We start from the raw sequence: 21,856 nt of genomic DNA, 5'->3' as shown, positions 1-21,856 counted from the left end.
CCGTCCGCATCCCGAGCCACGGGACAACCGCTCCGCGTCCTCACTCGAAGGCGGCGGCCGCCTCCCGCAGGGCGCGGGCCACGCGCGCCGGATCGTAGGGCGCTTGCGGACCGGGGGCGTAGGTCACCGAGCGCAGGCCACCCGTGTATCGGAAGCTGCGGTGGCGTTCGTAGACCGGCCAGGAGACCGGGGACCTGCGGTCCACGCCCACGCTGATGCCCTGCAGCGGAGCCATGCCGATGAGCTGGTGCACGCTGGTCGACCGGCCGGTCTCCACACCGTCGAGCAGGATGCGGAACTCCCAGCGCAGGCCCTCCACCGCCTCGGCCGAGAGGGTGATCGTCCGGCGGCCCGCGGGCAGCGGGCCGCCGTCGGTCTCGTGCAGTTCTCCGTACTCGTTGTAGGCGAACCGCAGCCGCCCGTCCTCCACGTACAGGCTGTAGCCGCCGCCCTGGTCGCCGTGCGAGACCAGTACGCCCTGGTCCGAGGCGGCGTGTTCGTCGAGCTCGACGGTGACGTCGAAGGAACGGAAGGAGATGAGCCGGGAGGAGCGGTAGCGCTCCAGCTCGGGCGTGCCCGCCAGCAGGGTGAGGGGGCGGTGGAAGCGCTCCTCGGCGGGGTTGCGCCGGGCGAGTGCGCCGCTGCCGTCGGCGAGGGGGAAGACGCCGTTGAGCCAGGCCGCCGACTCCCAGGCCGCCGCCAGCTCCTTCACCACTTCCGGGTGGTCCCGGGCGACGTCCAGGGTTTCGGTCGGGTCGGTGCGCAGGTCGTACAGCGCCCATTCGCCGTCGTCGTACGGTGCCCCGGGGCGGTGCAGGGTGACCAGCTTCCAGCCGTCGCGGTAGTAGCTGCGGTTGCCCGACATCTCGCAGTACTGCTCGGTGTGGGCGCTGGGGGCCCGCCCGTCGTGCAGCACGGGGGCGAAGCTGACGCCGTCCAGGTCCTGGGCCGGCCGAGAGCGCCACAGCTCCGGGCGCCGTACGCCCGTGAGCTCCAGGAGGGTGGGGGTGATGTCGGTGACGTACTGGTACTGCTGCCGGACCCCGGAATCGCCGTCGGTCCGGCGCAGGCCCGCGGGCCAGGAGATGACGAACGGCACCCGCACGCCGCCCGCGTAGGTCTGGCCCTTGTAGAGCCGGAAGGGGGTGTTGGAGGCCATGCCCCAGCCGCGCGGGTAGTGCACCAGGCTCTGCGGGCCGCCGATGAGCTCGGTGTCCCGGTCCACGTCCGCGTTCCAGTCGTCCGGTACGGGCTGGGGGACGAAGCGGCTGAAGTAGCTGCGCGTGCCCTCGGCGCCGCCTTCTCCGGTTCCGCCGTTGTCGGAGGTGAAGACGATGATGGTGTTGTCGAGTTCGCCGAGCGCGCGCAGGGTTTCGGTGAGCCGGCCGAGGTTCTGGTCGATGTTGTCGACCATCGCCGCGTACACCTCCATGTAGCGGGCGTAGCGGCGCTGTTGCTCGGGCGTCAGCTCGTCCCAGGGGCCCACGTCGAAGCCCGCCTCGGAGTTGCGGTCCGGCAGGGCGGTCCCCTCGGGGAAGAGGCCGTCGGCGATCTGGCGGGCGAAGCGGGTCCGGCGAAGGGCGTCCCAGCCGCCGTCGTAGCGCCCGCGCTGACGTGCGATGTCCGCGGGCTTCGCCTGGAGGGGGCCGTGGACGGCGTTGTGCGCCACGTAGAGGAAGAACGGCTTGTCGGGGTCGTGTGCCCGGAGCGACTTCACCATCGAGATGGCCTGGTCGGTGACGTCGTCGGTGTAGTAATAGCCGTCGGGTAGCTCGTCGATGTCCAACGGGCTGTTGTCACGAACCAGTTGGTGCGGATGGAAGAGGCTGGTCAGGCCCTCCAGCACGCCGTAGTACTGGTCGAAGCCCTTCTGCAGGGGCCAGCTGCGCCGGTCGTCGGCGGCGTTGGAGGCCGAGTCGCGGGTCAGGTGCCACTTGCCGACGGCGTAGGTGGCGTAGCCCGCATCGTGCAGGAGCTCGGCCAGGGTGGGGATGTCCTCGCCGACCTCCATGCCGTAGCCGGGGAAACCGGGGTCGAAGTTGGCGACCGTCGCGTACCCGACGCGGTGCGGGTTGAGACCCGTGAGCAGCGTGGCGCGGGCAGGCGAACACAGCGGCATGGTGTGGTAGTTGGCCAGGCGAAGACCGCCCTCGGCCAGTTCGTCGAGTACGGGGGTGGGGACCTCCGAGCCGAAGGGGCCGATGTCGCTGTAGCCCATGTCGTCGACGAGGACCACGACCACGTTCGGGGCGCGGTCCGCGGGCCGGCGCGGTGGCTGCCAGTCCGGCGCGGACTCGGTGAAGGTACGGCTCACCCGCCCGGCGAAGCCGTCGTAGGGATCACGACGGTTCGGGGTGGCGGAGGCAGTGGCGGCGGCGGAGGCCGGGGCGGCGGGAGACGTGGGGGCGGTCGGGCTGGTCACGGGTGCAGCTCCTTCGAGACGGAGGGCGGGCGAGCGCCTGCTCGGTGGGTCCGTCTTCGGCGACCGTGCCGCCGTAGAGCCGTCCGGGGTCGGGAACGCCGACCGTGTCCAGCCGTTCCACCGAACGGCGTCGGCGCGAACGCCGGTGCGACGGCGGTCCGGTAGGACTGCCGTCGCACCGCAGAGCGTGTGTTACTTGGCGCCGAGGCCGGCGTCGGAGACTTCGGGCTTGCCCGCTGCCTTGAGGACCTTGTTGAGGAGCTTGAGGTCGTAGATGCCGTTGAGGTCGGGCTGCTCGATGAGCTTGGCCTCGACGGCCCACTCCGCCTGGGTCTTCAGCGTTGCGGCGAGCGGGTCGTCGGTGATGAGGATGCTGGGCCAGGCCGGGTCGATGATCTTGGCGTCGAGGGGCTTGCCGCCTTCGGCGGCCAGCTTCGCGTTCGCGGAGGCCTTGGCCTTGTCGGGGTTGGCGTTGATCCACTCGTTGGTCTTGACGGTGCCGGTGAGCACGGCCTCGACGACGTCCGCGTGCTCCTTGAGGAACTTCTGCGACACGATGATGTTCGTGATCACGAACTTCTTGTCGGGCCACAGGGCGGTCTCGTCGAGGAGGACGGTGCCGCCGTCGGAGACGAGCTTGGAGGCGGTCGGCTCCGGCACCCAGGCGCCGTCGATGGAGCCGGACTTGAAGGCGTCCGGGGTGACCTTGTTGTCCGTACGGACGACGGAGACGTCACCCTTGCCGGACTCCGGGTCGACCTTCCAGCCCTTCTCCGAGATCCAGTTGAGGAACGCGACGTCCTGCGTGTTGCCCTTCTGCGGGGTCGCGATGTTCTTGCCCTTGAGGTCGTCCAGGGTCTTGATCTTCGCCGGGTTCACGACCAGCTTCACGCCGCCGGAGGCGGAGCCGGAGATGATCCGCAGGTTGGAGCCCTTGGACTTCACGTAGGCGTTGATCGAGGGGGAGGGGCCGATGAAGCCGATGTCGAGAGAGCCGCCGTTGAGGGCTTCGATCTCGGACGGACCGGCGTTGAAGGCCTGCGGCTTGATCGCGGTGGCACCGAGTTCCTTGGCGATCAGGCCTTCCTGGAGACCGACCAGCGCGGTGGCGTGGGTCAGGTTCGGGAAGTAGCCGATGCGGACCTCGGAGGCCGACAGCTTCTTGGCGTCGGCGGCCACGTTCGCCTTCGGAGCGTCGTCCTTCTCGGCCTCGGAACCGTAGCCGCAGGCGGTGAGCAGCAGGGGGAGTGCAGCGGTCAAGGCGACGGCACGCAGGGTGGTGAGCGGTCTTGCGGCAGACACGGAGGTGTCCTTTCACGGGTGACGGTCGGGGAGGTACCGATAGGGGAAGTACGGGGAAGAGGCGGTACGGAGACGGCGACGCGGAGCCGTCGGCACGCGCGGCAGTGGCTCCCGGCCGTGGGCGGCGGGATCACTGGAGCGTGCGGGCGGTGATGTCGGCCGAGGGGCCGGTCCGGCCGACGGCGCGGGGCTGCTCAGCGACCCGGCAGGGCCCTGCTCGGGGTACCGGGCCCTGCGGCCGGTGTCAGGAAGGCTGACAGATGGCGCTGGACGTACGGGCCAGGTCGATGTGCCGGCGGGAGGTCAGGGGCGGGATCCGGCCGGCGCGCTGCTCTGTCTGCACGGTCGTCTCACCCCCTGATTCCTAGTTTTCCCACCTGGTTGGTAGGCATATTGGCAGACAGGAAGACGCGCCCCAAGATGCTGACCACATCCTGGACGGTTACATATCGAAATGTGAGAAACCGCAGGTGGGGAGGGGCTAGGGAGGGGGGAGAGGAAGGGGAAGCCTTAGGGATTGGTCCAGGCGTCCGGGGTCCGGGACAGGGCGGACACGTCGGGGGGCAGATCGGACGACGCGACGTCCGCCAGGGTCACGCCGTCGAGGATCTCGCGGACGTTGGCCCGAAGTGCGATCCACAGGGGGAGGAGAGCCTGCGCGGGGCCGGTGTACGTCAGATCGGGAGGGCGGACCCCGCGCACCGAGACGAGCGGCCCGTCCACGACGCGGATGACGTCCGCGATGCTGATGGACTGGGCGGGCTTGGCCAGCCAGTAGCCGCCGTTGCCGCCGCGCTGGCTCAGTACGAGACCGCCGCGGCGCATGTCGTTCAGGATGCCTTCGAGGAACTTGTGCGGGATGTCCTGGGCGTCGGCGATCATCTCGGCCTTCAGTGGCCCGGCGTCCTGCGACGCGGCAAGCTGCAGTGCGGCACGTACCGCGTAGTCCGCCCTGGCTGAGATCCGCATGCTGCCATTATCCCGCATGCCGGCGCCCGGCGTCCGCCGCGGGTGCGCCGCCGCCCGCGGGGCGGGTACGAGCACCCGCCCCGCGGCCGGGGATCCGCACCCCGCGCAGTGCCCCGTGTCACCCGCGCGGTGCCCCGTGTCAGTGGAAGGCCGCCGCCACCGCACGGTGGGAGCCGTTGAGGTAGTGCTCGCCGATGGAGCGCAGGCGGTGCGCGGCTGGGTGGTGGGCCGTCAGGATGCGGGCGTTGCGCCAGAAGCGGTCCAGACCGGGAGCATCGGCGAGTTCCAGCACGCGCGCCGTGACGTGCAGGGCGGCCTTCGACGTCACCGTCTCGGCCGTGGCGACCAGGGCGGCGATGCCCGCGGGTTCCTCGGCGTCGAGCTGCGCACCCGTGTCGAGGGCCTGCGCCATCACCTCGGTGGCGCGGTCGACCACGGCGGTGGCCGTCTGGGCGGCGGAGGCGAGTTCCCCGTACGTCAGGAAGAGGTCCGGGTCCGCGCCGGGCAGTCGGTATGCGTGACCGCCCCTGCTGAGGTCGCGTGCTTCGGTGAGGGCGCCCTCGACGATCCCGAGGCCGACGTGGCACAGGGCCAGCCGGAGCGCCGGATCGGCGAGCGAGGTGAAGGGGGCGGCCGGCTCCTCGTCGTACGGGCGGCGGCCCAGCACCTGGCCGGGCGTGACGGTGACCCGGTCGAAGGCCACCTCGCCGGCGCCGACCACGCGCTGCCCGAGGCGGTCGTGGGCGGGTTCGATGGTCATGCGCGGAACGCCGGGTGGGATCCGTACGACCAGGACGTCACCGGTCACCGCGCAGACGGCGTCGACCACGATCTGGTCGGCGACGGCCACCGCCGTATCCACGAAGCGGCTCCCGCTCAGCACGTAGCCGGTGTTGCGGGGCTGCAGCGTGAGGTCCGGTCCGCCGGTGTCGTCATCGGGTGCCGGAGTGCGGGTGGCGCCGGTCCACAGCCACTGCTCGCGCACCGACTCCTCTTCGACGGCGGTCGCGTGGTCGTGGCTCGCGTAGAAGCGCCCGCTCCACGCGTGCACGTAGTGGCGGGCGAGTACGTCGCCGACGGAGCTGTCCGCCGCGGAGAGCTTCCGTATGACGGTGCATCCGGTACGCCAGTCCGTTCCCCGGCCCGGCCCCGGCGGGGTGAGGGCGGCCAGCAGGCCGGCCTCCCGCAGTCGGGCCACCTCGTCGGACGGCGGCCTGCCCGCCCGGTCGCGGAAGATGGCGTCCGCGGCGAGGTCGTCCGCCACGTCGTGGGCGGTGCGCAGGAGTGCCGCCCGGCGCTGCTCGTCGGCGGACCGGCGGCCGACCGTGCTCGGTGTCGTCGGCACGGGAGTCACCGACACGCCCGGGCGTCGCTGTGTGGCGCTGGGTCTGGGCGGACAGCGGTGCCATGGGGGGCGGCGGTGGTCATGTCGACTACTCCGGAACGTAGTTGGGGTTTCGGCCGGTTGCTCGCTGGGTGGCGCGGGAGGCGCCCGGACCGTGCTTCGCCGTATCCCCACTTTTCCCATCGGATTGATAGGGATACTTGCCCGAAGCGGCCTTCTCGGCAAGTGCGTGACCGCATGGCGGACAGTGCCGTCTCGCCATGGGAGATGGCGCAGGCTCAAGGGGCCTTTGGGTATTTCCTATGTAATCAATAGGGAAGCCTTGACGCGGGCCCGTCGAGCACTTCACGATGGACGCATGTCCCCGTCGCAGCCGTTGCTCGTACGCCGCAGGCACGTTGACTTCCGTCTCGTCGCCAGCGCCGCCTGCCGACCCTTCTAGGGCTCCTCCGACAGGGCGTTTCCCCTAGCGCGCAGGCGATCCGGCCGCCGCTTCTCCCGCTGGGCCTTCCCCTGCTCCTGGCAGCGGTTCTCGTGGCACCGGGCCCTTTGCGCCTCCCGCGCTGAACCGCTGACACCTGGGGTCCGCCGCGCGTACGGCGTGCCCGCTCTCACGGTCCGATCCGTCATGGGTCTTCCGCGGATCCGCCATGCCCTGTCGTCGTGGCCGAACACCCGGCATCCGTAGTTCACTCCGAGCAGCCGAAGGGGCTCATCGTGACCACCGCACTCCCCGCGCCCGCCACCCCGCCGCGCCGTTCCCCGGCCTCCCGACTCCAGTTGGTCGGTGACCGCCCGACCGTCCTCCCCGCCCACGGAACGGCCGGCGGCCGCGTCGGATACCTCGTGTTCCTGCCGGCGAACGTGGACCCGGTGGAGGTGATGGCATCGCACGGTGTGCGCCCGGAGGTTCATCCCCTCGATCCCGGGACGCCGCGGGCCCTCGATCGGGAACAGGCCTCCCCCCTCGCGCCCGTACACGCCGACGACGCCATCCGGATCGACCGCGAACGCCGGCTGGCCGAGCTCGCCGGGCGTGAACTGGAGCTGACCTACCTGGAGTTCGACCTCCTGTCCCACTTCGTGGCCCACCCGCACACGGTCCACACCCGGGACGCGCTCATCTCGGGCATCTGGGGATACGGGCACGTCGGCGACGGCCGTACCGTCGACGTCCACGTGGCCCGGCTGCGCCGCAAGCTCGGCCCCGCCTACCGGGGCCGCATCTCCACGGTGCGGCGCGTGGGCTACAAGTACGTGCCCGACCACCAGTGAAGCGGTACGTCCTCACCGGAACGCCCGGGGCCGGAAAGACGACGATCCTCCGCACGCTCGGGGAGCAAGGGCTCGATGTCGTGGAGGAGGCGGCGACCGCGGTCATCGCGCGCGAGCAGGCCCGGGGCGACGCCGAGCCCTGGACGCGGGAGGCCTTCATCGACGAAGTCGTCGACCTGCAACGGCGGCGGCAGGTGCAGGGGCCCGCATCGGGGAGCGGGACCGTGCAGATCTACGACAGGTCCCCGATCTGCACCCACGCCCTGAGCGTCTATCTCGGACGCCCGGTTTCCGACGCGCTCGCCGCCGAGATCGAGAGGATCACCCGCGAGCGCGTCTACGTGCAACCGGTCTTCTTCGTCCGCACCCTGGGCTTCTGCGAGCCCACCGCCGCCCGACGCATCAGCTTCGAGGAATCGCTGGTGTTCGAGCGGATCCACGAACAGAGCTACCGGCGGTTCGGCTACGAGCTCGTCGACGTCCCAGCCGGCCCGGTGGCCGTCCGGGCGGCCTTGATCTCGGACACCGTCGCGCAGACCGCGAAGTGACCGCTCAGGCTCGCCCGGACTTCGCTGTTCAGCTCGTGCGGGTCAACGGCTGCCCGGCGAAGCTCACCCCGGCCAGGCCGTGGGCCATCAGGTTGCGAATGTTCGCGTGATCGGTGCCGTCCGGCGTCGCCAGCACGCTGCGGTAGTGCTCACCGAAGGCCAGCAGCGCCTCTTCGTCGCCGAGACCCTCCAGCAGGGCCAGTCCCAGGGTCTTGCAGGAGCCCTCGTTCTCGCCTGCGGCGTTCTCCAGGTCCCCGTTGCGGAACGCCTGCGGCTGATACGCGTAGTGCGCGGCGACGAAGGCCAAGGTGTCGGCGAACGCGTGCTCACCTGACGCGAGGCTTGCCCGCAGCGAGTTCAGATCAGTCGGCATGGTGGTTCCCCTGGGTTGAGCAGACGGTCCGAGCGCCGTCCGTGACCGGACGACATTACCCCCTTGCGGGCGGCCGGAAGGAATCGCGCGACACGTCCGAACGATCGGTATCTCCGCAGGTCACGCGGGGTCACCCGGGCCCCGCGCGACAGACGGGCGGATCAGCGCAGTCCGGCGAAGAGATCGGTCTCGGGCACGGCCGCGCCGGTGGCGTCCTTGACGCGGACGAAGGTCTCCACGCCCATGAGCTCGCCGAACTTCTCCTTGCCCATCTTGAGGAAGAAGATGCTCTCGCCCTGGCTGGCGTGCGCGGCCAGCGAATCGTACTTCTGACCGCTGTACGCGGTGGTGTCCACCCAGGTGGTGATCTCCTCGTCCGGGAGGCCGATGTCGGCCAGTGCGGCGGCCTCGGCAGGATCCGGCTCCGGCATGTCCTCCCCGAACTCGCGCATGACCTCCCCGAACCGCTGCATCGCAGACCGGGGCATCGTCGTCCAGTACACCTTCGGTGTCAGCTCGGTCATCTCCAGTGCTGCCATCGTGATGCGGTGGGCCTGGATGTGGTCGGGATGGCCGTAGAAGCCGTTCTCGTCGTAGGTGACGACCACGTCGGGCCGGTAGTGCCGCATGAGTTCCGCGAGACGGGCGGCGCCTTCCTCGACGGGGGTCTGCCAGAAGGCTCCCGGGGCGTCGTTGCTCGGCCAGCCCATCATCCCGGAGTCGGCGTAGTCGAGGGTCTCCAGATCGCTGATCTTCAGCACGTCACGGCTCACCTCCAGCTCTTGCCGGCGCATCACGGCAACGGCTGCCGGGTCGTGCCCGGGAGCACCCGGCTTGGTGCCCCCCGGTCCGTCACCGCATCGGCCGTCGGTACAGGTCACGAGAACCGTGCGGATGCCTTCCGCCGCGTACTGAGCGAGGACCCCTCCGGTGCTGGTGGCCTCGTCGTCGGGGTGGGCGTGTACTGCCATGAGCGTCAAGGGCCGGTCGGTCATGAAAAGCAGTCCTCCTGCAGAAATACGTCGTGGCCTGAGCGTGCGGCGGGCGCACCGCGTCGATACGGCATCGACCCCACGTTCGGTGCAACCGTTCAGGCGGGGCCGGTTGTTCCCGGCGCCGCCGGTGGGCTTCCCCAGGAACGACTCCGTACGGCGCACCTGCCATGTTGCCGCCACGCTGCGGCAACAACCGGAGGCGAGAATCGGCCGGGGGCTGGGGCCGCACCCCCTCACCCCGCCCCCTTCCACCCTGGAGCATTACGTGACGCTGCTGACGACCTGGCCGGAGAGCGGCCCCGAGACCGTCGTGCGCCGAACCGCCGACCCCGCCGAGATCGCCGCCGCACTGGCGCCGCTCGGGGTCCGCTACGAACAGTGGCCGGTGCGCGACGACATTCCGGCGGACGCCGACAGCGACGCCGTCTTCGCGGCCTACCGGGCCGAGATGGACCGGCTGACCGGGGAGGAGGGTTTCGCCACCGTCGACGTGGTCGCCCTGCACCCCGATGACGACGACCCCGGCTTCGCCGAGAAGGCGAAGGCCGCGCGGGAGAAGTTCCTCGAGGAACACACGCACGATGACGACGACGAGGTGCGCTTCTTCGTCGCCGGTTCGGGCATCTTCTACCTGCACGTGGCGGGTGAGGTCCACGCGGTGCTGTGCGAGCGGGGCGACCTGCTCGGCGTGCCGAAGGGGACCACGCACTGGTTCGACATGGGCACCCGGCCGGCCTTCACCGCGATCCGCTTCTTCCACGAGGAGGACGGCTGGATCGGCACCTTCACCGGCAGCCGGATCGCCCGGCGCTTCCCCGACTTCGACACGATCACGGCGGGGGACGCGGCGTGAGCCGTGCCGTGGACGCGGTCGTCCTGGACATCGAAGGAACCACCAGCGCCACCGGCTTCGTCGTCGACGTGCTCTACCCGTACGCCCGCGAGCGGTTCGCGGACCTGATCGCCGAGCGGTCCGCAGAACCGGAGGTGGCCCAGGCCCTCGCCCGGGTACGGTCGGAGCTGGGCGAGCCGGACGCGGACCCGGCACGGATCGTACGGGCGCTCACCACCTGGCTGGACGAGGACCGCAAGGTGACACCGCTGAAAACCCTTCAGGGCGTGCTGTGGGCCGAGGGGTTCGCGCGGGGTGAGCTCGTCTCGCACTTCTACGCGGACGTGGTGCCCGCGCTCCGGCGCTGGCACGCGGCGGGCACGGCCCTGTACGTGTACTCGTCCGGATCGGTCGCCGCGCAGCGGGCGTGGTTCGGGCACAGCGCGGAGGGAGATCTGCGCGACCTCGTCAGCGGCTGGTACGACACGGAGAACGCGGGCCCCAAGCAGGAGGCCGGGTCCTTCCGGGCGATCGCCGCGGACACCGGGATCTCCCCGGACCGGCTGCTCTTCCTCTCCGACCGCGTGGGTGAGCTGGACGCCGCCCGGGCGGCGGGATGGCGGGCGGTGGGCGTGCGGCGGCCGGGGGAGCCGTACTACGAGCAGGGTCTGGAAGGCCACATCGAGGCCCGGACCCGCGGGCAACGGCCAGAGCGAGCTGATCGAGGCCCTCGCCGGGCTGCGCCCCGTCGGCGTCGGCCGCGTGGAGCTCGCCGGGCAGGACATCACCCACGCGTCCGCGTCCGCACGCCGGGCGGCCGGCCTCGCCTACGTACCGGAGGACCGGGCCGCCGTGGGCACCGCGCCCGCCGCCTCCGTCGCGGAGAACCTGGCGATGGGTCACCACCGGCGGTCGCTCGCCACCCGGAGGGGACTGCTGCGTCCGGCGGCCCTGCGCGCGCATGCCCGTGCGCTGATCGAACGCTACGGGATCAAGGCCCCCTCACCCGCGGCCGCGGCGGGCGCGCTGTCCGGCGGCAACCTGCAGAAGCTGCTGGTGGGCAGGGAACTCGCGCACGGAGCGCCTCTGTTGCTCGTGGAGCAACCCACGCGCGGCGTGGACATCGGCGCGATCCAGCAGATCCACGATCAGCTGATCGCCTACCGGGACGAAGGCCACGCGGTGCTCCTGGTCTCGGCAGAACTCAGCGAGATCCGCGGCCTGTCGGACCGGATCCTGGTGATGTACGAGGGCCGGATCTCCGCCTCCTACACCCGGGACGAGGCCGACGAACACACCCTGGGCCTGGCCCTGGCCGGAGCGGAGGCCTGACATGAGCACCCTGCCCACCCGCACCACCCGTACCACCCGTACCACCCGCACTGTCCAGACCACCCGCGCCGCCCTCACCTCCGCACTGCGCTCACCCGTCCTGATCTCCGTGGCCGGCACCCTCCTCATCGGAGTGCTCCTGCTGGCAGCCACCGGAGCGGACCGGTTCACCGCGTACGGGGCCGTTCTGAGCGGCTCCCTCGGCCCCGACGGGATCGGCGCCACGCTGACCACCGGCACCAGCGTCCTGGGGATGGCCCTCGCGCTGTCCGTGCCGCTCCGTGCCGGACTGATCAACCTGGGCGGCGACGGTCAGCTGGTGCTCGGAGGTCTGGCCGCCACGGTCACCGGCCTCTACGCACCCCTGCCCGCGCCGCTCACCGTCGTCGTGTCCCTGCTCGCCGGGATGGCGGCCGGAGCCGCGTACGCCGTGCTCGCCGCCGTGTACGAGACCCGCCTCGGGGTACCGCTGCTGGTGAGCAGCCTGCTGCTGTCCTACCCGGCGGTCTCCTTCGCCTCCTACATGGCGCGGTATCCGCTGAAGGAGCCCGGCTCCAGCCTGCCGCAGACACGGAGACTGCCCGAGGGAGTGGCGCTGCCCGCGCTCGGATCGACCACGGTCACCGCCGGCCTGCTCCTCGTGGTCGCGGCGGCAGCCGTCCACTTCTTCGTGGACACGCGCACCAGCGCCGGGTACGAGGTCCGGATGACCGGTCTGGGCCCACGGTTCGCGGCCTATGCGGGCGTGGACCGGGCACGGCTGACCCTGCGCCTGATGGGCACCTCGGGCGCCGTCGCCGGCCTGGTGGGAGCGATCGGGACGCTGAGCTTCCCGCACCGCTTCCTCGACGGCGCGCTCACCGCCCCCGGCTACACGTGGACCGGGCTGACGGCGGCGCTGCTCGCCAACGCCGCCCCGCTCGGCACCGTGCTCGCGGCGCTCTTCTTCACGGTCCTGCAGGTCGGCGGCCTGAGCATGGAGCGGGCCACCGAGGTGCCGCGCGAGCTGACACAGGTGCTGCACGCCCTGGTCATCGTCCTGCTCGCCTCCAGGCCACGGATGACCCGGCGGACGGGCCGGCGTACGGAGGACGCCGACACCAGCTCCGAGAGTGAAGGCAGCGCCGAGAACGAAGGCAACGCCGAGAACGACATCAACGCCGAGAACGAGAACAAGAACAAGAACGTGAAGGTCGCCTGATGTCCCTCGAATCCGACCTCTTCCTCTCGGTGATCCGCGCGCTCACCCCGATCCTGCTCGCCGCGCTCGGCGGGGCGATCTGTGAGCGGGCCGGTGTCTTCAACATCGGCCTCGAGGGCATGATGCTGATCGGCTGCTTCAGCGCGGTCACCACGAGCTGGTTCACCGGCAGTCCGTGGCTCGGAGTGCTCGCGGCGGCGTTCGCCGCGGCCGCGTACTCCCTGATCCTGGCCGTGGGCGCGGTGACACTGCGCGGCGACGCGGTGGTGCTGGGCGTGGCCATGAACCTGCTCGCCCTCGGGCTCACCGGGTTCCTGCTGCGCACGGTCTTCGGGGTGCGGGGCACCTTCGACGACCCCGCCCTGGCCGGACTCCCGCTGATCGGCGGGCAGTCACCGCTCGCCTACCTCTCCTGGGCCGCCGTCGCCCTGACCGCCTTCACGCTCTCCCGCCACGTGCTGGGCCTGCGGCTGCGCGGCGTCGGCGAAGCACCCGAAGCCGCTGCGGCGCTGGGGGTGAATCCCGTGAACTACCGCTACGGCGCCGTCCTGGCCGCCGGTACGCTCTGCGGTCTGGCGGGGGCCCAACTAGCACTCGGAAATGTCACTTTGTTCTCCGAGAACATGACCGCCGGCCGCGGCTGGATCGCCGTGGTCGCGGTCATGCTCGGCCGTGCCGCACCCATCGGTGTCCTGCTCGCGGCCCTGCTGTTCGCCGTCGCCGAAGCGGTCGGCTTCCGCCTGCAGGGCCTCGGCCTCCCGCAGCAGGCCACGGACGCCGCGCCGTACGCCGTCACGCTCGCGGCCCTCTTCCTGACCACGGCGGGCCGCCGCCGTGCCGCCCGTACCACTGGAGTTGTCGTATGACGCAGGACCTGCTGCCCCTCACCCGCATCCCGCGCACCGGCCTGCCGGCCTCCGCGCTCGTCGTCGGCGACCCGGCGCGGGCCGAAGCCGTCGCGGGTCTGCTGGAAGACGCCAAGGAGGTGTCCCATCACCGCGAGTTCCGTGTCTTCAGCGGGAGTTGGCACGGTCTCCCGGTGACCGTCGCCTCGCACGGGGTCGGCGCACCCGGGGCGGTCCTGCTCTTCCAGGAGCTGGCCGACGCGGGCGTGCGCACCCTCGTCCGATTCGGCACGGCGGGGGCGATCCGTCCCGGCATCGCCGACGGCGACCTGGTGATCGCCGAGGCGGCGGTACGCGACGACGGGGTGACCTCGCAGCTCCTGCCGCCGGAGTATCCCGCGGTGTCCGCGCCCGAGGCGGTACTGGCGCTGGAGCGGGCGGCGCGCGAGGCGGGCGTCCCCCACCACCGGGGGATCGTCTGGACGCGCGCCGCCTTCCAGCCGGGCCTCATCCCCTTCCCGGCGTACGAGAAGGCCGGTGTCGCCGCGATCGAGATGGAGCTCTCCGCGCTGCTGGTGACCGCTTCCCTGCGCGGGCTGACCGCGGGCGGCGTGCTGGTGGTGGACGGGGCGAACGCCGACGACCTCGTGGACGAGGAGGCGACCGGCGGCTACGACCCGCACCGGCAGGTGGTCGCGGACGGGGTGGCGAGGGGCAGCGTCGTGGCCCTGGAGGCGCTGCGGCTGCTGGAGTCGTAAGCCGTCGAGAGCTCCGCGGGGCCAACGGGGTGTCCGTCAACCGGCCTTGAGGGTGCCGCCGTCGATGACGTGGTCGGCGCCGTGGATGTTGGCGGCGCGTTCGGACAGGAGGAAGGCGACCAGATCGGCGACCTCCTCGGGTGTGGTGACGCGTCCCGATGCGAGGCCGAACTGCGCGGGGATGTTCGCGAGCAGGTCGCTGTGGCTGACACCGTAGGCGTCGGCCACCTTGCCGCCGAAACCCTTCGGCTCGGTCCACAGCGGGCTCGAGACGAAGCCGGGAGAGACCGTGTTGACGCGTACGCCGCGCGGTGCCAGTTCCTCGCTGAGCCGCTTGCTGAGCTGGTTCAGTGCGGCCTTGGCCTCGGCGTAGCCGACCGGTGAACCGGCGGGCACGCGGTGTCGATGATCCCGTGCAGTGTCGGCCCGTCGAAGGTCTTGGCCATGACGCGCAGCCCCACGATGGTGTTCAGGAGGAACTGCGCCTGCGCCCCGGCGTCGACCTCGGGGGCGACGTCCCCGTCGCGGCGGCCCTGCTCGATGCGGTCGGTGAGGGGCTGGATGGTGCGCTGCCCCATGCGGTGAACCGCCAGGGTGGCCTCCTCGTCCCGTCCGCCGAGTTCCAGTGCGGTGTTGGTGCCGAAGCAGCCGCGCCTGACCGGGCCGTTCAGGTCCGTGTCCACGAGGAGGGTGAGGTAGTCGCGGATGCATTCCTTGGTCGTGCTCGGCCGGGCGAGGAACTCCTCCGTCATCTCGGAGCCGGTGCGGCCGTAGAGCTCAAGGGCCTTGCCGAACAGTTCGCGCTTGGATCCGAAGGCGTGGTACAGGCTGCCCTTGGCCACCCCGGTGGCCTCGGCGAGGTCGGCGGGGGAGGTGCCGGCGTACCCGTTGGTCCAGAACGCCTCCATCGCCTGTGCGATGACCGCGTCCGGTTCGAAGTTCCTCGGCCTGCCCATGGCCTCACGCTATCGATTCTTGACCTACGGGTCATGAACTCGGGGCCTTCGTACCGCGGGCATACAATCCCAGCTTCCGGACCGAAGGAGCCAGCGCCCGTGATCGTGATAGCCCACCTCAGCGACGTCCACCTCGATGGCGGGGACCGGGCCGCCGAACGGACCCGTGTCGTCATGGAGTACCTGGAGGGGCTCCCGTACGAGCTCGACGCGGTGCTGGTGAGCGGGGACATCGCCGATCACGCGCGCCCGGAGGAGTACGAGGAGGCCCGCAAGGCCCTCGGCTCCCGCCATCCGCTGGTCGTCTGTCCCGGGAACCACGACGACCGCACCGCCTTCCGGCGCGGTCTGCTGGGGGAGGGGCGCCCGTCCGCGGCCCCGGTCGACCAGGTGCTGCGCGGCGACGGATTCGTCCTCGCGGTGTGCGATTCCTCCGTACCCGGCGAACACCGCGGGTACCTGGAGGACTCGACGATCGCCTGGCTGGACGGGGTGCTCACCGACACCCCGCGCGAGGTGCCCGTCCTGGTCGCCTTCCACCACCCGCCCGTCCCGCTGCACATCCCGTACGTGGACGGCATCCGGCAGTTCGGCGAGGAGCGGCTGGCGGCGCTGGCCGAACGGCACCCGCACCTCACGGCGTTCCTGTGCGGGCACGCCCACACCGGCGCGGCGACCACCTTCGCCGGGCGGCCGCTGCTCGTCGCCCCCGGCGTGGTGTCCACGACCCGGCTCCCGTGGGAGGCGGCGTCCGGGGACAACGAGTACATCCACACGGACGAACCGCCGGCCGTGGCCTTCCACGTGATCGGCGAGGACGGCCGGCTGACGACCCACTACAGGGTGGTCGTGGCCCGCCGGTAGCCGGAGCCGTCGCGGGTGCGGGTGAGGTGCCCGGCGATGACCAGGTACCGCCGCAGCGCCGCGCAGTCCTCGTGGACGGTGAGCAGCAGCCCGTTCACCTCGGGCTCCGTGTACGCGCGGTCCGGCGCGAAGAGGGTCTCGGTGAGGTGGGCGAGCAGCTGCTCGCGGCGGGCCGCCTTGCGCGGGATGGCCGCGAGGCGGCCGCCGGCGGTGAAGAGGTCGGTGACGCCGCGTCGGGTGTGCGGGCCGGTTTCCACGGTGCTTTGTGACATGCCATGGAGCTTCACCCGGCCGGTCGCCCCGCGGCAACGGATTTTCCCGCGAGGGCAAAAGTGACGGTCGTTCATCTTACTGAGGGGTAGCACCTGCCAGTACCCTCCCCGTGACCGGTTCCTGCCCCCCACGGAGGAGCACGCATGCGACGCCCCGCCACGCGCACGAGCACGCGCACGAGAACTGCCGTCGCCACCGCACTCATCGCCCTCGGAGCGGCCCTGCTGACCCCGGCCGCCTCGGCTGCCGACGCTCCGGCGCCGCGCCCGATCGCGGCCTACGCCGACCCCGCCGACTACTGCGGAGGGCAGTGCGCGGACATCCTGCCGCCCGGCCAGAGCGGCAACGCCACCCTCGCCCAGATCCTCGCCCACAAGGCGTTCGGCACGCTGCCCGCCCACACCTCCGACCAACTGGCGCGCTACGACTCGCTGGTGGCCGGCTATCCCGGCCTCACCGACGCCAAGGTCAACGAGTTCTTCAACGACGCCTCCTTCGGCGTCCCGGCCGACCAGGTCGAATCCACCACGAGCCCGCGCTCCGACGTCACCATCACCCGGGACAAGAAGAGCGGCGTCCCCCACATCAAGGGCACCACCCGCTACGGGACGTCCTTCGGCGCCGGTTACGCGGCCGCCCAGGACAGGCTCTGGCAGATGGACCTCTTCCGGCACGTCGGCCGGGGCGACCTCACCCCCTTCGCGGGCGGCGCCCTCGCCAACCAGGGCCTGGAGCAGCAGTTCTGGCCGCAGGCCCCGTACACCGAGGCGGACCTCCAGGCCCAGGTGGACCGGATCCGGACCGCGGAGGGCGAGCGCGGAAGGCTCGCGATGGAGGACGCCCAGGCGTACATCGACGGCATCAACGCCTACCGCGTGCAGTCCAAGAACGGCCGCTACTTCCCCGGCGAGTACGTGCTGACCGGACACATCAACTCGATCACGAACGCCGGTGAGATCAAGCCCTTCAAGCTCACCGACCTGATCGCCCTCGCCTCCGTCGTGGGCGGCCTGTTCGGCGGCGGCGGAGGCGGCGAAGTGCAGGCCGCGCTCTCGCTGTTGTCCGCGCAGCAGACGTACGGGCTGGAGGAGGGCACCCGCGTCTGGGAGTCCTTCCGCGAGCGCGAGGACCCGGAAGCCGTGCTCACCGTCCACGACGGCACGAGCTTCCCCTACGCGCAGAAGCCCGCCGACCCCCAGGGTGCCGCCCTGCCCGACGCCGGCTCGGTCACCGCCGAGCAGCTCGTGTACGACCGTACGGGCTCGGCCGCCACCGCCGCCGCGGCCGCCCCGCCCAAGCCGGTGAAGCAGAGCATGTCCAACGCCCTGCTCGTGTCCGGCGCGAAGACCGCGAGCGGTCACCCGGTCGCCGTCTTCGGCCCGCAGACCGGCTACCTCGCGCCCCAACTCCTCATGCTCCAGGAGCTCCAGGGTCCGGGCATCAGCGCCCGCGGCGCCTCCTTCGCGGGCGTCAGCATGTACGTACAGCTCGGCCGCGGCCAGGACTACGCCTGGAGCGCCACCTCGGCCGGCCAGGACATCACCGACACCTTCGCCGTCGAACTGTGCGAGCCCGGCGGCGGCGCCCCCACCAGGACGAGCAGCTCGTACCTCTACCGCGGCACCTGCACGCCCATGGAGAAGCTGGAACACACCAACACCTGGAAGTCGTCCGTCGCCGACCCCACCCCGGGCGGCTCCTACCGGATGCAGGTGTGGCGCACGAACTACGGCATCGTCACGCACCGCGCGACCATCGCGGGCAAGCCCGTGGCCTACACCGCACTGCGCTCCACGTACCGTCACGAGGCCGACTCGATCATCGGCTTCCAGATGTTCAACGACCCCTCCTACGTGAAGGACGCCCGCACCTTCCAGGAGGCGGCCCAGCACATCGGCTACGCCTTCAACTGGTTCTACGCCGACTCGCGCGAAGCGGCCTACTACAACAGCGGGTCGAATCCGGTCCGTCCGGCCGGAGTCGACGCGGCGCTGCCCGTCCAGGGCAAGCAGCAGTACGAGTGGCAGGGCTTCGACCCGGCCGCCAACACGGCGGCCTACACCCCGCCCGCCGAACACCCGCAGTCCATCGGCCAGGACTACTACATCAGTTGGAACAACAAGCAGGCCAAGGGATACGCCGCCGCCGGATTCGGAATGGGATCCGTCCACCGCGGCGACCTCCTCGACCAGCGCGTCAAACCGCTCGTCGCGGCGGGCGGCGTGACCCGGGCCACGCTCACCCGGGCCATGGCCGACGCGGCGGTCACCGACCTGCGCGCCGAGAACCTGCTGCCCGAACTGCTGGCCGTACTGCGCAGCGCACCCGTCACCGATCCGGCCGTCGCGGCCGCGATCGACAAGCTCGCCGCCTGGCAGGCCGCGGGCACCGAGCGCAAGGAGACCGCGCCCGGTTCCAGGACGTACGGGCACGCGGACGCCGTCCGGATCATGGACGCCTGGTGGCCGCTGCTCGTCGAGGCCGAGTTCAAGCCCGGCCTCGGGGCGCCGCTCTACGATGCCCTGCGCGCCTCGCTCACCATCGACGAGGCGCCCAACGCGGGCCACGGACCCACCGGTTCGCACGCCGGCTCGGCCTTCCAGTACGGCTGGTGGAGCTACGTGGACAAGGACCTGCGCACACTGCTCGGCCGCCCGGTGTCCGGACCCCTGGCCCGGGCCTACTGCGGGAACGGTTCGCTCCCCGCGTGCCGGGACGCGATGGCGGCGACGCTCAAGCAGGCGGCGGCCGCCACCCCGGCCGCCGTGTACCCGGCGGACGGGACCTGCGCCGCGGGCAACCAGTGGTGCGCGGACGCGATCGTGCAGCGTCCGGTGGGCGGTCTGTCCCACCCGCAGATCAACTGGCAGAACCGGCCCACCTATCAGCAGGTGGTCGAGTTCCCCGCCCACCGCTGAGGCCCTGGTGCACGAAGGCCCGCCGGCCCCGGAGCGTTCCGGGACCGGCGGGCCTCCTCGCGTACGGGACCTCAGGGGCCGACGGTGATCTGCTGCGCGGGGTTCGTGGTGTCGGTGACCTTGTACAGGGCGTTGAAGGTGGACGCGGTGGCGCTCGTCGGGCAGCCGAAGCCGCCGGTGACGGTCACCGGAACCGAGGCGTTGGTGAAGGTCAGGCTGGGCGGGGCGCCGTTCGTCCAGGTGCCGGGGACGCTCGCCGGTCCGGAGGGGGCGGCCGTGACCGTGCAGACGGCGAGCCCGGTGGTGTGGACTACGAGCCCGCCCGTGGGCACGGTCAGGGTGGCGGTGACGGGGGAGCCGTTCTGCATCGACACCGACCAGGCGCCGCTCGTGGTGACCGTGGGGGTCACGCCCCACATGCTGGACGTGCAGGAGCTGTACGTGGGCGGCGAGATCGGCGAGGAGACGGGGCCCGCCGGGTTGGTGTTGCCGGGGGCGGCTGGCACCGTTCCGGTGGACACGGAGACCGTACAAGTCACCGTGACGGAACCGGCTTTGAGTGTGGCCTTCCCGCTGAGGGTGGCCTTGAAGGCGTGCCCGGCCGGGGTGACGGTGGTCGACCCGGCCAGGGGTAAGGGGGTGGCGGTGGCGGAGACCGGGGCGAGGGACATGGCTCCGGCCGCGGCGGCCGCAGCGAGCGCGAGCGTGGTGGTGCGAGTGCGGCTCATGGCTGTGCTCCTTGGGGATCGTGGTGCTGTGGGGGAGCGGGCGTGGGGGACGCGCCGGGGCGCGCAGCGGCGTACGGCTGCCAGGCGAACATCAGGCCGCCGCCGAGGATGCCGAGCAGGGTGCCGATCAGGAACCCGCCGAGGTTCGACAGGACCAGCGCGGCCGTGGCGATGAGGGTGGTGAGGACGCCGGCCAGGGCGCGCTGGGGCGGGGAGAACCAGGCGGTCAGGCCGAGCACGATCATGACGATGCCCATCAGGACGGACGGGATCCCCGCGACCCCCTGCTGGAGCATGATCTTCAAGGGCGCGAGCGGCAGGGCGCAGATCTCGGCCCCCGCGAGGATGGCGCACAGCCCGCCCCAGAAGGGCCGGCCGCGCCGCCAGCGCCGCCAGCGGCTCAGAAGCATTCCTTCTTGCCCTTGCTGATGTTCATGTTGAGCCCGGTGAGCTTGAAGGTGCCCGCGTTGGTGGCCCAGGCCGTCTGGTGGAGATCGGTGATGCTGACGGTGTCGGCCTGCTGGGCGAACAGGTCCTGCATGCCCACCGCGTCCGCCGGCCCCTTGTCGAGGGTGGAGGCGTCGCGCCCGATCTCGATGTTGGTGAAGACCGCGTCGCCGGAGAGCTGGGTGGCGTCCACGAACAGGTTGCTCGCCTCGACGGGGGCCTTCTGGCCGGCGGTGAGGTTGAGCGAGATGTCCCCGATGATCGGGAGGGTGGTCACCACGGACTGGCAGAGGCTGTGCAGCTTGGCCTCCCTGATGGCGGTGACGGCCACCGGGATGAGCTCCTCGCGGGCGTTGACGTCGACGCTGCCGTACTGGGCGAAGCCCTCGCCCTCCAGGCTCTTCGCCGACACCTTGAACTGCTGGCCCGAGACGGCGAAGGAGGCGGCGAGCGCCCCCTGCGCGAGGGCGATGCCGAGGCCGGCGGTCACGGCCACGGCGGGAAGGGTCAGTACGGCGAACCGGCGCCAGCGGACCCGGCCCTCGGGTGAATCGGGTGACTCGGGTAACTGGGGGGAATCTGCCATGAGATCGTCCCTTATATTCGGCTGTGCACCGTTGTTACCGACGAGTTGAATGTAAGAGTGCCAATGGGGGTTGGCAAGGTTGCTCGGGCGTACCTTTCAGGCCGAGTCCTACTCGTCGGTTACGCCCCGGGAGACTCCGTGCGCAGCAGCCCGGCGACCTCGGCGTCCACCCGCCGGGCCATCGCCCGGGCGAACTCGGTGGCCACGACCTCGCCCGCCAGCGGACGCAGCGCCGCCACCGCCTCGGTGATGTGCTGCAGGCGCGTGGCCGAAAGCTGCTCCAGCCCGTCCGTGCCGATCACGTGCGTACTGAACAGCGCGACGAACCGGTCCGCGACCGCGGCCGCCTGCGTCTGTACGAACTCCCCCGCGTCCAGCACCTCCGCGAGCGGAACCCCCGCCCGCACCAGCGTCACCGTCGCCTCCAGCAAGCGCCGGCTGCGGTGCGTGACCAGGTCCCCGTCGATCGTCACGTACCCCAACTCGGCCGCCCGCCGGGTGTCCTCGGGGGAAGCCGTCGGGCCGAACAGATCCCGCAGCTCCGTCCGGGACATGACGACCGAGTCCTCCTGCTCCCAGTCGCGGGTCATCTCCCGCTCCAGGCCCAGCAGTTGGGACAGTCCGCCGCCCTGCTCCCAGGCCGCCAGCAGCTCGGCAATGCCGTTGACGGTGTAGCCGCGCCCCAACAGGTCGTTGATCAGGCGCAGTCGGGTGAGGTGGTCGTCGGAGTACCAGGCGATCCGCCCCTCCCGGCGCGGCGGCGGGAGGAGCCCGCGCTCCTGGTAGTAGCGCAGGTTGCGCACCTTGACCCCGGCCGCGCGGGCCACCTCGTCCCGGCGGTAGTGCCCGCCGACGGCCGCGTCTTGATCCACCTGACTGCTCACGCG

Annotated in this window: 22 protein-coding genes and 2 pseudogenes; 10 read left to right on the top strand and 14 right to left on the bottom strand. The window is 71.3% G+C overall.

The genetic code is table 11. From position 1 onward, the window contains the following. Positions 1–40: 40 nt before the first annotated feature. From OG898_RS32605 to OG898_RS32590, 5 genes are all read right to left on the bottom strand, one after another. The gene (locus OG898_RS32605) at positions 41–2,314 is read right to left on the bottom strand and encodes an arylsulfatase (RefSeq protein WP_266962689.1); all 2,274 of its coding nucleotides are present in this window, start codon (positions 2,312–2,314) and stop codon (positions 41–43) included. 300 nt (positions 2,315–2,614) lie between these two features. Continuing rightward, the gene (locus OG898_RS32600; RefSeq protein WP_266961843.1) at positions 2,615–3,724 is read right to left on the bottom strand and encodes an aliphatic sulfonate ABC transporter substrate-binding protein; all 1,110 of its coding nucleotides are present in this window, start codon (positions 3,722–3,724) and stop codon (positions 2,615–2,617) included. Between the two features lie 244 nt (positions 3,725–3,968). Further along, positions 3,969–4,067, bottom strand: coding sequence for a putative leader peptide (locus OG898_RS36430; protein WP_351436745.1), 99 nt, complete (start codon positions 4,065–4,067; stop codon positions 3,969–3,971). Between the two features lie 167 nt (positions 4,068–4,234). Continuing rightward, entirely contained in the window at positions 4,235–4,693 is a 459-nt protein-coding gene (locus tag OG898_RS32595) for an Rrf2 family transcriptional regulator (protein WP_250752556.1), read from the bottom strand. Between the two features lie 139 nt (positions 4,694–4,832). Then, positions 4,833–6,038 (bottom strand): acyl-CoA dehydrogenase, encoded by a 1,206-nt coding sequence (locus OG898_RS32590; protein WP_266961841.1) that lies wholly within the window; start codon positions 6,036–6,038, stop codon positions 4,833–4,835. Positions 6,039–6,755: 717 nt separating this feature from the next. Here OG898_RS32590 and OG898_RS32585 point away from each other — a divergent pair. Continuing rightward, positions 6,756–7,313: a winged helix-turn-helix domain-containing protein gene (locus tag OG898_RS32585; RefSeq protein ID WP_266961839.1), complete on the top strand. Its 558-nt coding sequence runs from the start codon at positions 6,756–6,758 to the stop codon at positions 7,311–7,313. Continuing rightward, entirely contained in the window at positions 7,310–7,861 is a 552-nt protein-coding gene (locus OG898_RS32580) for an ATP-binding protein (RefSeq protein ID WP_266961837.1), read from the top strand. Before OG898_RS32585 ends, OG898_RS32580 begins: the two co-directional genes overlap by 4 nt. Positions 7,862–7,889: 28 nt before the next feature. Here OG898_RS32580 and OG898_RS32575 read toward each other — a convergent pair whose 3' ends face one another. Next, positions 7,890–8,234, bottom strand: a complete 345-nt coding sequence (locus tag OG898_RS32575; RefSeq protein ID WP_250752564.1) for a HopJ type III effector protein — start codon at positions 8,232–8,234, stop codon at positions 7,890–7,892. 161 nt (positions 8,235–8,395) lie between these two features. Then, a complete protein-coding gene (locus tag OG898_RS32570) occupies positions 8,396–9,229 on the bottom strand; it encodes a PIG-L family deacetylase (RefSeq protein WP_250752567.1) in 834 nt (277 codons plus the stop codon). A gap of 265 nt (positions 9,230–9,494) precedes the next feature. On the opposite strand from OG898_RS32570, the gene OG898_RS32565 reads away from it, so the two are divergent. The 6 genes and pseudogenes from OG898_RS32565 (at position 9,495) to OG898_RS32540 (ending at position 14,197) form a co-directional block, all read left to right on the top strand. Then, entirely contained in the window at positions 9,495–10,082 is a 588-nt protein-coding gene (locus tag OG898_RS32565) for an acireductone dioxygenase (protein WP_266961834.1), read from the top strand. Next, positions 10,079–10,732, top strand: a pseudogene (mtnC, locus tag OG898_RS32560) (acireductone synthase); the annotation flags it as partial. The gene OG898_RS32565 and the pseudogene mtnC, both read left to right, overlap by 4 nt. A gap of 19 nt (positions 10,733–10,751) precedes the next feature. Continuing rightward, positions 10,752–11,393: pseudogene (locus tag OG898_RS32555) on the top strand (ATP-binding cassette domain-containing protein); the annotation flags it as partial. A 1-nt stretch (position 11,394) separates the two neighbouring features. Next, a complete protein-coding gene (locus tag OG898_RS32550) occupies positions 11,395–12,594 on the top strand; it encodes an ABC transporter permease (protein ID WP_266961832.1) in 1,200 nt (399 codons plus the stop codon). Further along, positions 12,594–13,460, top strand: coding sequence for an ABC transporter permease (locus tag OG898_RS32545; RefSeq protein ID WP_266961830.1), 867 nt, complete (start codon positions 12,594–12,596; stop codon positions 13,458–13,460). Before OG898_RS32550 ends, OG898_RS32545 begins: the two co-directional genes overlap by 1 nt. Then, the gene (locus OG898_RS32540; protein WP_250752577.1) at positions 13,457–14,197 is read left to right on the top strand and encodes a nucleoside phosphorylase; all 741 of its coding nucleotides are present in this window, start codon (positions 13,457–13,459) and stop codon (positions 14,195–14,197) included. Before OG898_RS32545 ends, OG898_RS32540 begins: the two co-directional genes overlap by 4 nt. Positions 14,198–14,233: 36 nt before the next feature. Here the strand turns inward: OG898_RS32540 and OG898_RS32535 are convergent, their stop codons facing one another. Further along, a complete protein-coding gene (locus OG898_RS32535) occupies positions 14,234–14,593 on the bottom strand; it encodes an SDR family oxidoreductase (RefSeq protein WP_266961828.1) in 360 nt (119 codons plus the stop codon). Beyond that, a complete protein-coding gene (locus tag OG898_RS32530; RefSeq protein WP_250752581.1) occupies positions 14,545–15,153 on the bottom strand; it encodes a TetR/AcrR family transcriptional regulator in 609 nt (202 codons plus the stop codon). The genes OG898_RS32535 and OG898_RS32530 overlap by 49 nt, the downstream gene beginning before the upstream one ends. A 99-nt stretch (positions 15,154–15,252) precedes the next feature. On the opposite strand from OG898_RS32530, the gene OG898_RS32525 reads away from it, so the two are divergent. Continuing rightward, positions 15,253–16,017 carry a phosphodiesterase gene (locus tag OG898_RS32525; RefSeq protein WP_250752583.1) on the top strand — a complete coding sequence of 255 codons (765 nt, stop codon included), beginning with the start codon at positions 15,253–15,255 and terminating at the stop codon, positions 16,015–16,017. On the opposite strand, the gene OG898_RS32520 is transcribed toward OG898_RS32525, so the two are convergent. Beyond that, positions 15,990–16,289: a DUF2087 domain-containing protein gene (locus OG898_RS32520; protein WP_250752585.1), complete on the bottom strand. Its 300-nt coding sequence runs from the start codon at positions 16,287–16,289 to the stop codon at positions 15,990–15,992. The two genes, OG898_RS32525 and OG898_RS32520, sit on opposite strands and share 28 nt — an antisense overlap. Positions 16,290–16,433: 144 nt before the next feature. On the opposite strand from OG898_RS32520, the gene OG898_RS32515 reads away from it, so the two are divergent. Beyond that, entirely contained in the window at positions 16,434–19,208 is a 2,775-nt protein-coding gene (locus OG898_RS32515) for a penicillin acylase family protein (protein ID WP_266961824.1), read from the top strand. A gap of 71 nt (positions 19,209–19,279) precedes the next feature. On the opposite strand, the gene OG898_RS32510 is transcribed toward OG898_RS32515, so the two are convergent. The 4 genes from OG898_RS32510 to OG898_RS32495 form a co-directional block, all read right to left on the bottom strand. Next, positions 19,280–19,936, bottom strand: a complete 657-nt coding sequence (locus OG898_RS32510) for a hypothetical protein (protein ID WP_250752589.1) — start codon at positions 19,934–19,936, stop codon at positions 19,280–19,282. Further along, positions 19,933–20,346: a DUF6114 domain-containing protein gene (locus OG898_RS32505; RefSeq protein ID WP_250752591.1), complete on the bottom strand. Its 414-nt coding sequence runs from the start codon at positions 20,344–20,346 to the stop codon at positions 19,933–19,935. Before OG898_RS32505 ends, OG898_RS32510 begins: the two co-directional genes overlap by 4 nt. Next, complete coding sequence (locus tag OG898_RS32500; RefSeq protein WP_250752594.1) at positions 20,337–20,969, bottom strand: DUF6230 family protein; 633 nt, start codon at positions 20,967–20,969, stop codon at positions 20,337–20,339. The genes OG898_RS32505 and OG898_RS32500 overlap by 10 nt, the downstream gene beginning before the upstream one ends. A gap of 119 nt (positions 20,970–21,088) precedes the next feature. Further along, entirely contained in the window at positions 21,089–21,853 is a 765-nt protein-coding gene (locus tag OG898_RS32495) for a MerR family transcriptional regulator (protein WP_266961820.1), read from the bottom strand. Positions 21,854–21,856 lie beyond the last annotated feature (3 nt).

Source organism: Streptomyces sp. NBC_00193 (genome assembly GCF_026342735.1).
In the GTDB taxonomy this organism is placed as follows: domain Bacteria; phylum Actinomycetota; class Actinomycetes; order Streptomycetales; family Streptomycetaceae; genus Streptomyces; species Streptomyces stoeckheimensis.
The sequence above is the reverse complement of the archived record's forward strand: the minus strand, read 5'-3'. Positions and strand labels throughout refer to the sequence as shown.

What these genes read in the sequence shown, in the direction of transcription:
- OG898_RS32595 (WP_250752556.1), bottom strand. Translation starts at nt 4,693, where the DNA reads ATGCGGATCTCAGCCAGGGCGGACTACGCGGTACGTGCCGCACTGCAG.
- OG898_RS32575 (WP_250752564.1), bottom strand. Translation starts at nt 8,234, where the DNA reads ATGCCGACTGATCTGAACTCGCTGCGGGCAAGCCTCGCGTCAGGTGAG.
- OG898_RS32570 (WP_250752567.1), bottom strand. Translation starts at nt 9,229, where the DNA reads ATGACCGACCGGCCCTTGACGCTCATGGCAGTACACGCCCACCCCGAC.
- OG898_RS32550 (WP_266961832.1), top strand. Translation starts at nt 11,395, where the DNA reads ATGAGCACCCTGCCCACCCGCACCACCCGTACCACCCGTACCACCCGC.
- OG898_RS32545 (WP_266961830.1), top strand. Translation starts at nt 12,594, where the DNA reads ATGTCCCTCGAATCCGACCTCTTCCTCTCGGTGATCCGCGCGCTCACC.
- OG898_RS32540 (WP_250752577.1), top strand. Translation starts at nt 13,457, where the DNA reads ATGACGCAGGACCTGCTGCCCCTCACCCGCATCCCGCGCACCGGCCTG.
- OG898_RS32530 (WP_250752581.1), bottom strand. Translation starts at nt 15,153, where the DNA reads ATGGGCAGGCCGAGGAACTTCGAACCGGACGCGGTCATCGCACAGGCG.
- OG898_RS32520 (WP_250752585.1), bottom strand. Translation starts at nt 16,289, where the DNA reads ATGTCACAAAGCACCGTGGAAACCGGCCCGCACACCCGACGCGGCGTC.
- OG898_RS32515 (WP_266961824.1), top strand. Translation starts at nt 16,434, where the DNA reads ATGCGACGCCCCGCCACGCGCACGAGCACGCGCACGAGAACTGCCGTC.
- OG898_RS32510 (WP_250752589.1), bottom strand. Translation starts at nt 19,936, where the DNA reads ATGAGCCGCACTCGCACCACCACGCTCGCGCTCGCTGCGGCCGCCGCG.
- OG898_RS32505 (WP_250752591.1), bottom strand. Translation starts at nt 20,346, where the DNA reads ATGCTTCTGAGCCGCTGGCGGCGCTGGCGGCGCGGCCGGCCCTTCTGG.
- OG898_RS32500 (WP_250752594.1), bottom strand. Translation starts at nt 20,969, where the DNA reads ATGGCAGATTCCCCCCAGTTACCCGAGTCACCCGATTCACCCGAGGGC.